Below are 10684 nucleotides of genomic sequence, written 5' to 3'. Positions count from 1 at the left end.
TCAGGATAGTTCGCCCCGCAGCTCGCATCGCGGTTGAGCGACCACATCGACATGCGGCCGACGCCGTTCGCGAGCGCGAAGCTGTTGAGCGCCACGGCGTCGGCGAGGGTGAAGATCTCGCCGGGCACGTCGTTCTGCCCGATCATCGCGGTCGCGCCGAGCTTGTTCCAGAGCGTCTTCGACCCGAGCGGCTGGCCCACCCGGCGGTAGAGCGTGGACAGCTGGCCGTGGGCGGCCTGCAGGGCGCTTGTCGCGGCATCCGCCATCGACTGCCCGGCGGCGCGGGAGGAGCCGAAGTCCATGGTCATTAGGTTCACGCCGCTGAGGTTGACGCCGGCCGTCAGCAACTGGGTGACCGCGTTCGTCCCGTCCTCGGTGAGGCCGTCCGGGGTCGTCGGCAGGGTGAGCCAGATCGCGAGCGGGGCAGCGGATGCCGCAGCGGCCTTCTGCAGGGCGGCGAGCGCCACACCGCGGCGCGCCCCGACATCCACGTCAGTGAGGTTCGCGCCCTCGAGGTCCAGATCGATGGTGCTCGGCTTGTAGCGCTCGATCACCGAGGCATACGCGGCCTGGAGCGCTGCGGGGTCGGTGCAGGCGACGGACAGCTCCTGGTTGATCGCCCCGCCGAACGACACGATCACGTCGCCGCCCTGCTGGGTGCGCCGCGCCACGCGCCGGTCGAGGTCGAGATCGCTCTCGGCTGCGGCCATCGTGTAGAAGGTGCCCCAGGTCGGAGTGCAGGCGTCCGTTGGGTCGGCGACGATGAAGGAGAGCACGACGTTGTCGCCGGCGGCGGAGGCGGGATTCTCGAAGGCGAGGCTCGGCGTGGCCGTGACGTCGACGTAACCGGCCATCCACGGCTTGGCGCTCACGGATGCGGCGTCCGCGATCTGGTTCCAGCCCTGGAACCCGGCGAAGACCAGGCAGCCGGCGACGACGAAGACACCGATCAGTCGCACGACCGACAGCCGGCGACCGGGAAAACGTGTGGACATCTGACTCCAAGTCCTCACGTGGATTATTGCAGTGATCGGGAGCACTCTCCGCGCCTAGACTGTGGGGACCGTGACCCCGAGGTCGTTGAACCGGGTGCGCGCGCGGGGACGAACCGGATCATTCTGCGGTTCCTGCTCGTCTCAGGATAGGAAACAGGCACGTGGCGACACCGGAATCAACAACGCAGCGGGATGCCCCGGTGCGGCGGGGGCGGAAACGTCGGCACCAGCGGCATCCGCTGGGGAAGCGACCGAGACCCAGCGGGCGCGTCGCCGGCAATGGGGATCGGAGCGGCGCAGCGAACCACTGTCGATCGTGCACCCGCGGCCCAGCACACGTGCGATCCTCTGGGCGCGCGTCGCCATCATCGCGACGGTCGTCTTCTGGGCTTACTACCTGCTCACGACCATCGTGCGCCTGTTCGTCGACACCCCGCGCCCGGACTTCACATTCACCATGGAGGCGATCGGGTATGCGGTCGTGGTCACGTTCCTGACCTTCTCGGCACTGATGTATCTCGTCGCGCGACTCGGTTCGATGTATCGCTATCAGAGCCATGTCCGGGTGCCGCGCGGCGAACTCGACCGGCATTTCGGCAACTACCGGCAGGGGATCACCGTGCTGGTGCCCTCGTACGCCGAGGAGACGCACGTCGTCCGCGCCACGCTGTGGTCCGCGGCGCTGCAGGAATTCCCCGAGCTGCGGATCGTCCTGCTCCTCGACGACGCACCGTACCCGACCGACCCGGAGACCCTCCGCGTGCTCGAAGCGACCCGGGCGCTCGCCGGGGAGATCGGCGAACTGCTCGCGGTGCCCGCCGGACGGTTCCAGCGCAGCGTTGAACGCAGGCTCGACCGGTTCCTGGACGACCCGCAGGTGACGGCGGCGGATGTCCGTGACCTCGCGTCCGACTACGCCGCCGCCGCGGACTGGCTCGAGGAGATGGCCGGGCAGGAGGAGGTCCACGACCATGTCGACGAGTTCTTCGTCGACCAGGTCATCATGGGCCTGGCCAGGGAGCTGCGCCTCAGCCTGCTCGCACTCGAGGCGGCGGCCGAGGGCGCCGACTTCCCCGACGCGGACCAGATCGTGACGCTGTCATTGCGCCTGGCGCGGATCTTCACCACCCGGCTCGACTACTTCGAACGCAAGAAATACGCCTCCCTCTCGCACGAGGCGAACAAGGCGATGAACCTCAACTCGTACATCGGACTGATGGGCACGTCTTGGGTGACGGACCACACGGCAGAAGGCACCGTGCTGCGTGCCGCCGTCGGCGAGACCGTCGGCGACTTCACCGTGCCGGACACGACCTACCTGCTCACCCTCGACGCGGACTCCCTGCTGCTGCGGGACTACTGCGTGCGTCTCGTCTACCTGCTCGAGGAGCCGGAGAACGCCCGGGTCGCCGTCACGCAGACGCCGTACTCCTCATTCCACGGGGCCCCGACCCGCATCGAGCGGGTGGCGGGCGCGTCGACCGACCTGCAGCACATGCTGCACCAGGGCATGACCTACTACAACGCGACGTTCTGGGTCGGCGCGAACGCCGTCATCCGCAAGAAGGCCATCGAGGACATCGTCGAAGTGGAGGAGGTCGGCGGGTTCGAGATCCGCACCTACATCCAGGACCGCACCGTGATCGAGGACACCGAGTCGAGCATCGACCTCGGCAGCCACGGCTGGACCCTCGTCAACTACCCCGAACGCCTGAGCTACAGCGCCACGCCGCCGGACTTCGGTTCGCTCATCGTGCAGCGCCGCCGCTGGGCCAACGGCGGCCTGCTCATCCTGCCGAAGTTCTGGGACCAGCTCAGGGAGCGTCGATTCCGCCGCGAGCGGGTTCGCTGGAGCGAGGTCTTCCTCCGTACTAACTACATGGCCTCGATCGCCTGGTCGAGTTTCGGGCTCGTGTTCCTGCTGGCATTCCCCTACGACAGCCGGCTGCTCAGCCCCTTCGTCTTCCTCGCGGCCCTGCCGTACTTCCTCGCGATGGGCAGCGACCTGCGCGAGGCCGGCCATCGCTTCAGCGACGTGTTCCGCATCTACGGCTTCAACCTCGTGCTGCTCCCGGTCAACCTCGCCGGCGTGCTCAAGTCTTTCCAGCAGATGTTGTCGGCCGAGAAGATCCCGTTCGTGCGCACCCCGAAGGTGCTGAACCGCACGGCCGCGCCCGCGCTCTACGTGATCGTTCCCTACCTGATCGTGGCGTTCTCGCTACTGACCCTGTACCGGGACATCAACCAACAGAACGTCGGAAATGCCATCTTCGCGGCGTTCAACGCGGTGGCGACCGGTGCGGCGATACTGATGTACATCGGCCTGTGGAACTCGGTCGTCGACGTCTGGCTGGGCCTGCTCAACTTCCTCTACGTCGATGTGAAGAAGCCGAAGCAGCCAGCGGGGTCCCGGATCGACCCGGGCGCGCCGGTCGACTGGCAGGGCATCCTCTACCACGGGGACCGGCGGCTCAACCGGGACAGCCGCACCTCCAGGGACCGACGTCACCGGATCGGCGTGCGCTAGGCATCCACCGCCCGTCGGGCAAGCGCCTGCTCCGGTCACGCCCGCTTCTGTCACGCCCGGCCGGTGGCCGGTCTCCCGGCCCGCCCTAGAGTCCGGCCGACGCCGCGGCGCGCCGCCGAGCCGCCGCAGTGATCTCCCGGCTCGTCCAGGTGACGAGGTGGTCACTGTTGAAGCCGCGCCCGCACAGCCCGCAGGCGAGGGCGCGCGTCGGCCTCCGGTACCGGTAGTGGATATGGCCGGCCGGGCAGACGCCCACCCACGGGGCGAGCTCGTTGGCGATCTCGCCGTCGTGCGTGCGCTTGCCGTCGTAGCCCAGGTCGCGGGCGATGGACCTCCACTTCGGGCCGTGGCCGGCGCGCGGGCCGGCGAGCGCGTGCCCGACCTCGTGCAGCAGGATCTGGTGCACGTCGTCGTCCTCGTACCGAGAGGCGAGGTAACGCGAGATCGTGATGCGTTTCGCCGTGAAGTTGCACAGCCCGGCGCGTTTCTTGGCGTTGTCGAACGCGAAGGTCCAGCCGGCGTCGAGGTGCAGGTCGATGAGCGCTTCGGCCCAGCGCCGCACGCGGGTGAGGTCCGCCATCAGGGCGCCGCCGCAAATCGGGCGGGCTCATTCGCTCGCTGCGCCACCCGAATGCCACGCGCCAGGGGCGTGGTCTGCTCCACTCGAACCGAGTAGAGCTTGTCGTCGCCGTCGGCTCGGATGCCGCGGCCGTCCGTGTTGTTCGTCACAAACCACAGTGTGCCATCCGGGCCGGGCACCACGTCACGCAGCCGGCCGTAGGTGTTGACAAACCACGCGCTCGCCGCGCCTGTTGAGGAGTCGACCCGCCAGAGTCGTTCGCCCCGCAGCGCCGCGAGGAACAGAGTGTCCCCGATGATCGCGAGCCCGCTCGGACTGGCCTCGGACGTGCGCCACTGCACGACCGGGTCGGTGTACCGCGGGTCGTGCGCGATGCCTTCGGCGTCCGGCCAGCCATAGTCGGCTCCCGGCGTGATCAGGTTGAGTTCGTCCCACGTCGACTGCCCGAACTCGCTCGCCCACAGCCGGCCGCGCGAATCCCAGGCGATGCCCTGCGGATTCCGGTGCCCATATGAGTAGACGAGCGTCCCGAACGGATTGTCCGGCGGCACGGCGCCGGTCGGCGTCATCCGGAGAATCTTCCCACCGAGCGACCCGAGGTCCTGCGCGGCGGCGGTGTTCCCGGCGTCGCCGGTCGTCGCATAGAGCATTCCGTCCGGCCCGAAGCGGATGCGCCCGCCATCGTGATTGCCTGCCCGCGGGATCCCCGAGAGCACCGGTTCGGAGCTCCCGAGCGTGAGGCTTCCGAGGGTGCCGGTGAGCGGCATCCGCACGATCTGGTTGGAGGTGGTGCCGGTGAAATACGCGTACACCCAGCCCCCGGGTCCCGCGCTGGGGGCCCCGACGGCCGCGGCCGAGTCGGCGAGGTAGGCGAGGCCGAGCAGCCCGCCCTCGCCGCGCGCGACGACACCGGGAACCGTGCCGGCATCGCGGAGTCCGCCGGACAGCAGCTCGCGCACGCGTGCGGTGCCCCGTTCACTGATCAGGGTGCCGCCGCCGGGCAGGCGAAGGATCGACCACGGCACCTCGAGGCCCGAGGCGAGGACGACGGGGTCACCGACCGGCTCGACCGGCCCCACGCCCTCACCGGGGCCCTGGCCGGGTCCGGCGTTCGGGTCGCCCGGTTGCGCCCCGTGGTCAGGACTCGGCACACCGGTCGAACCCGGGGATGGCGTCGCGGGCGACGGCCCCGACGATGCGGATGCCGCCGCGGGCGTTCCTAGCGCGTCGGAGGTGCACGCCACCAGTACCGGGGCGATCAGCGTGACCACTGCGAGCACGGCCAGGTGCCGGACCACCCGGCCGGCATGGTGCGCCGAACGCCGGGCATGCCGCACTCCACGCGGCTGCGTCGGCGGGAGTGCGCATCCCTGTGCCGGCTCGTGCGGCGGCATCCACTCGTCCACTGCGACCTCCCGACTCCTCCTGCACCGGCCCGCTGCCGCGGGGCCTGCCCTACCGTGTGCCCGCGCATCCGGAACAGTGGGGGAACCGGCTACGCCCGTTCCCCCAGAATGCCCCCGTCCACCGACATCGACCACCGGGTTGCCGCAGCGTCCTCCGCGTGGTCCGTTCCCGCGACTGCCGTCGCGACTGTTTGCGCAGCCCGCTCCCACATCGCGGGCGCGGCTTGCGGAAACCGACGCGGGCGCGAGCACGCGCCAGGGGGGTTAGCGGCCCTGGCCCCGCTCGGCGATGATGGACTCGACGACCGCGACGGCGACGAGAGACCCTTCGAGCTGCTCGACGGATGCCCCGGCCTTCTCCCGCAGGAACACGGCGGCGGTGAGGTCGGTGAGGGCCCCCTCGAGGTCGCCCTGCTCGAACAGGACCTTCCCGCGGTTCTCCCGCGCGAACGCCGCAACCGCGCTCCACTCGTGCGTCTCGGCCTCGAGAACGCAGTGGGTGAGCTCGCTCGCGGCCTCATCGAGCTTGCCCTGGAACTGCATCACCTGGGCCCGGCGGATGCGGCTGGCCGCGAGTTCCTCCCGGGATCCGGTGAACCGGGCCTGGCGCAGGGCGGCGTTGGCCATGTCGAAGGCCTCGTCGAGGCGTCCGATCAGGCGCAGCAGCGCGATCTTCTCGTTGAGCGCGGACAGGCTGCGCAACTCGCCGAGTTCGTCGAGGCGCTGCCCGGCGGCGAGCAGGTCGACTTTTTCACGGAGGGTGACGGCGTCGTAACCAATGATGATGGGCAGGGTGTAGTCCAGAGGCAAGGGCGGCCGGGTGTGCCGCGGACGATCGGGTTCCCTAACAGGATATCCCGACCATGCCGCGGCGACACCCGTACGGGGGTGTGCCGGCGAACTTTCCGGCCCGGCCCCGGTCCGCTCGCCGCACCCCGCTAGTACCCCGTGTACGTGTCCTTGACGTAGGAGTCGACTCCCTCGGCCATGCACGCCTTCATCGACGCCTCGTAGCTGCTCCAGTTCGTCTTTGCGTCCGAGCCGTACATGCTGAGGTTCTCGCCGAACGATCCGACGACATTCATGAACGTTCCCACGTCACTCGTCACCGCCCCGATCGGCACCGCGCCGCTGTACCCCGTTTTCGCGGCGATCCGGGTCTGGAGGTCGGCCTTGGCGGCGTTGAAGATGTCCTCGGCCGTCGCGTTCGGGCCGAGCCCCGCGCCGGCGCCCAGCGTGGGTGTCGCGCTGTTCGAGGACGGCAGGGTGAGGATCTCGCCCTTGCCGTTCGCCCAGTCGTTGAGGCACTTCGTCGCGAGCATCGCGAGGTCGACCTGTGCCTGGATGACCGTTCCGGCCTTGTCGATCGCGTCGGCGACCGCACCACCGGCTCCCGCGGCCCTGAGGCCGGCTGCCGCGAGTTTCAGCCCGACGGCGGCGACCTTGGCGACCATCAACTGGGCGAGGGACACCCCCGTCGCGACGGTGATCACGGCGGCGAGCATGCGTTGGCTGATCGAACTGAACCAGTTGCCGACCTTCTCGCGGGTGCTGTAGCGGTGAATCTTGGCCTCGACGTAGCGGTCCCTGTCCATGATCACCCACGCGGTCTGGTCCCTCGACGCGTCGGCGTAGTCCCAGCCGTCGAAGCGGTTGCCTTCGATGTCCTCGGCCTGCAGCTGCACCGTGGTGCCGCGCGTGTACCGGTTGCCGGCCCCTCCCGGGCAGTTGCCGGGCGTGGTCGCCGACAGGTCCTTCCCGGAGATCGTGTAGCAGATGATCGTCAGGTCGAGGGTGTTCGGGCCGGAGACGTTGCCCTGGGCATCCACCACGCGTGTCGGGCCGGTGCCGTCGGTGCTTCCCCCCACCGAGTAGGTGTACTGCCCGGCAACGGTCACGGCGGTGGTCACGGTGCGGCCGGGGCGCGAATAGAGAGGCGGGCATCCGCCGTCGTCGACGACGATCTTCTTGGCGGTCTCCGGGTCGAGGGCGGATGCCTGGCCCGAATCGTCGATGACCCGAACGTTCAGCCCGATCGGTGCGCAGTACTCGAGGCGATAGCTGCCGCCGCCGTAGACCTTGGCGCGACCTTCGAAGAAGCCCTGGGAGGTGCCGAACTCCGCCATTTCGTCCAGGCCCGAGGCGTTGACCATGCTCGTGATCGGCACGAGATTGGGGGACCCGGCGATGGCGGCAGGCAGCAGGTAGCCGGCCTGGCCCCGGGGCAGTTCGCCGGCGCGTTCGCAATAACTCTCGTCGGCTGACAGGGGAGCGATCATGTAGGAGCCGCCCTGCGGGAGGCTCACGATGGGTGGCTTGCAGCTCGCGTTGTACCAGCCGGCGGTCAGCGTGATGGCGCTGTTCACCCGGGCGAGGTCGATCGTCGTTCCCCCGGACGTCCCCGGGTTGCCGTTCCAGACGACACCCTGTTCGGTGCTGCTGCTCCAGCGCACCGATGCGGTGTTGCCGGTGTAGCCCCGCCAGCCCATGATGCCGTACTCCGGCTGGGTCGTGGTCAGGGACAGGCGTCCCGTTGCAACCATCGAGTCTGTGGTGGTGACCACGTGGTAGCCGCCGAGTGCGCTGTTGCTGGTCGTGGTCGTGGATGCGACGTCGCCGCACTGCGTGAGGGGTCCGTCCTTCGCCCACGTGGCACCGGCGGGCTCGCCCGTGCGCGCGGCGAAGTAGTCGCGGATCGCTTTCGAGACGACGGTGACCGTCACGCACTTGACCATGCTGAACTGGGCTCCGACCTGGAACCTGTCCTCCCACGGCACGGTGAGTTGTGTCGTGGCGGTGGTGGCAGCGCTCGTGAGCAGCTTTCCGGTCGGAGCCGCCAGCAGCGTCGTCGCGGTGTTGTCGCGCGACGAGCCGCCGAGCCATGAACCGAACGCGGCGGTGGGCTTCGCGGTGGCCACGACGGTGATCTTCGTTCCCGGAACGTATCCGGCCTCGCCGCCGACGGTGCAGGCTCCGGACGAGGGCTTCAGGCCCCAGCTGGTGGACGGCCGATCGGCGGCTGTCACCGCGACGCTGCCGCCCTCGGTAACGGGGAGGTCGACCACCGTGCAGGCCTTGACGCGGAACGTGGCGGCGACCGCGCGATCGGCGGTCATCGCCACCTGGGCGGAGTACGGGCCGGTGAGGGTCGCTCCGGTGAGGGTGTCGAGCTCCAATTCGGATTGGGTGTGTTCTTCGGAGAGGTTGGCGGGAACGAGCGTCAGGTCCACGATGGTGCCCGCTGCATAGCGGGAGAAGCCGGTCTTCTGGTCGGCCAGCTCCTGCGCGGTGGACCCGTACGGACTGGCGCAGTTCGGCCGGGTATTCGCGCGCGCCCAGCCCTGCGCGTAGGGGTCGAGCAGGCCCCAGTCCACCGTGGGGGTCAGCTTCAGGGTGAAGCAGGTCGGCGCGTAGTGCTCGGTGTAGCCGACGCGGATGAATCCGGTCACGACGAACAGGAAGGATCGTCCCTGCGAAAGACGCATCGAGCCGTCGATCGTCCAGCTGTCGACGGCGTAGTCGGGATGTGCGTATGCCGTGGCGCGCAGCAGGCTGCCGGTGACGACGCCGAGCTTGTCGTCACCGCAGCGCACGGAGTTGCTGTAGTCGATGGTTCCGAAGACGATCGGGTATACGCACAGCCTGGCGTCGGCCGTTCCGCTCACGACGGCGCCGGGGGCGTCGTCTCGCGAGATGAAGGTGACTGTGTACTCGGTGCTGACGGGTGCCGACTGGGCGGTCGTCACCGGGGTGAGCGTGCAGCTGCCCGCGAGCGCGGGCCCGTTGCATCCGACGCCGGGGAGGTCGAAGTACACCCGGCCGACGGCGGCGGCACCGGTCGTCGTAGTGGTCCAGCTGGCGGTGATCGGCTCGCCGTATACCCACTCGTCGGGGGTCGGGGAGAACGTCACCGCGAGGTCCGTGCCCCGGGCTGACGCGGTGAATTGCGTCACGCTGTGCGACGCTTCGTTGTCGGCGTCGCCGTCGTAGTGCGCGTACAGGGTGTTCTCGCCCATCCGCACGGATGCCCCGGGCAGGGTGCATGCGCCGGTCCCGTCTGCGGCGCAGAGGGTGTCGTTCGAACCGGTGAGGATGATCGTGCCGGTGGGCGCGGGGCTGGTCTGGGAGCCGGCCTGCAGCACCCGGGCGGAGACCGGGAGGGCGTCGCCCGCGCGAGCCCCGTCCGGGACGACCACCGCGACGCTCGTGGCGCGTTTGTCCACGGTGCCCGTCAGGTCCGCGGTCGCGGCGCTCGTGTCGACACCGTCACCCGGTGTGGACGCGGACAGGGCGAGGGACCCTGCGTGCAGGGTGGGGACCGCGACCGTGCCGCGGAAGAACCCGGTGGCGCCGCTGCGGATCAGGCTCAGGGGGTAGTCGGTGCCCAGCACGGTGACCGTGGCCGGCACCGAACGGGAGGACCCCGTCAGGGTGCCGCTCGGCTCGGCCGTGACCGTGACCGTGAGGCTGTCGCCGACCGTGACCGGCTGAACGGCCAGGGACAGGTCGGTCGTGGGCGCGCTGACCGCGAGGTCGAGGACCGGGCTCGACGTGGAGGCCCGCAACGGCCCGTACTCGACGCTCGCATGCACGGCCAGAGTGCCTCCGCGGAGGTTGGCGACGGTCACCGTTCCGCTCAGTCCCTCAGGGGACCCGAACAGTTGCGTGGTGCCGATGACCGTGCCGGTGGCGTCCAGGAGATCCGCTCGTGTGCCGGCGGCGAGTCCCGTCGACGAGAAGGAGAGCCAGGCGGCCGTGATGGTCAGCTCGACGGACGCGCCGGCGACGAGCGCTGCGCCGGGGTCGGTCCGGGAGACCGTGAGCTGGGGGACGGGAACCGGCTGCACGGTCGTGACGGCAGGGTCCGAAGCGGCAGGCGCCAGTTCGCTCGCCGCGGTGAAGGTGACCACCGCACGGATGCCGTGGGCCCCGGCGACGAGCAGGGTGGGGGCCGCGGTGCCGTGGCCTGCCGTGTCGAGGGTGATCGTGCCGAGGTCGCTGACCGTCGCATCCGGGGCCGTCGCCGTGAGGTTCACCTGGGTCACGAGGTCGAGCGGAACGCCGCTGAGGTCGACCGTCACCGGGAAGGCGGTGCCGAGCGGCGCCGATGCGGATGATGCCACGCTCGTCCAGGTCTGCAAGCAGGTCCGGGGAGACGTTCGGCAGGTCGCGGGTG

Annotated in this window: 5 protein-coding genes and 1 pseudogene; 1 reads left to right on the top strand and 5 read right to left on the bottom strand. The window is 69.7% G+C overall.

Annotation, left to right across the window (positions count from 1 at the left end):
- Positions 1–995 (bottom strand): annotated as a pseudogene (locus QN345_RS10670) (chitinase); the annotation flags it as partial.
- Positions 996–1506: 511 nt separating this feature from the next.
- Between QN345_RS10670 and QN345_RS10665 the strand changes: the two are divergent.
- On the top strand, positions 1507–3522 hold the full coding sequence (locus QN345_RS10665; protein ID WP_416172970.1) for a glycosyltransferase family 2 protein: 2016 nt from the start codon (positions 1507–1509) through the stop codon (positions 3520–3522).
- A gap of 85 nt (positions 3523–3607) precedes the next feature.
- On the opposite strand, the gene QN345_RS10660 is transcribed toward QN345_RS10665, so the two are convergent.
- The 4 genes from QN345_RS10660 to QN345_RS10645 all read right to left on the bottom strand — a co-directional run bounded on the left by QN345_RS10660 (position 3608) and on the right by QN345_RS10645 (position 10631).
- Positions 3608–4102 carry a SprT-like domain-containing protein gene (locus QN345_RS10660; RefSeq protein WP_322136567.1) on the bottom strand — a complete coding sequence of 165 codons (495 nt, stop codon included), beginning with the start codon at positions 4100–4102 and terminating at the stop codon, positions 3608–3610.
- Positions 4102–5508: a PQQ-dependent sugar dehydrogenase gene (locus tag QN345_RS10655; protein WP_322189280.1), complete on the bottom strand. Its 1407-nt coding sequence runs from the start codon at positions 5506–5508 to the stop codon at positions 4102–4104. Before QN345_RS10655 ends, QN345_RS10660 begins: the two co-directional genes overlap by 1 nt.
- Before the next feature lie 264 nt (positions 5509–5772).
- On the bottom strand, positions 5773–6318 hold the full coding sequence (locus QN345_RS10650) for a hypothetical protein (RefSeq protein ID WP_322136565.1): 546 nt from the start codon (positions 6316–6318) through the stop codon (positions 5773–5775).
- A gap of 128 nt (positions 6319–6446) precedes the next feature.
- Positions 6447–10631 (bottom strand): hypothetical protein, encoded by a 4185-nt coding sequence (locus QN345_RS10645; RefSeq protein WP_323508638.1) that lies wholly within the window; start codon positions 10629–10631, stop codon positions 6447–6449.
- Positions 10632–10684: the final 53 nt, after the last annotated feature.

This window comes from Cryobacterium sp. 10I1, assembly GCF_035019805.1.
Classification (GTDB): domain Bacteria; phylum Actinomycetota; class Actinomycetes; order Actinomycetales; family Microbacteriaceae; genus Cryobacterium; species Cryobacterium glucosi.
Note: the sequence above shows the minus strand (reverse complement) of the source record. Positions and strands in the feature narration are given on the sequence as shown.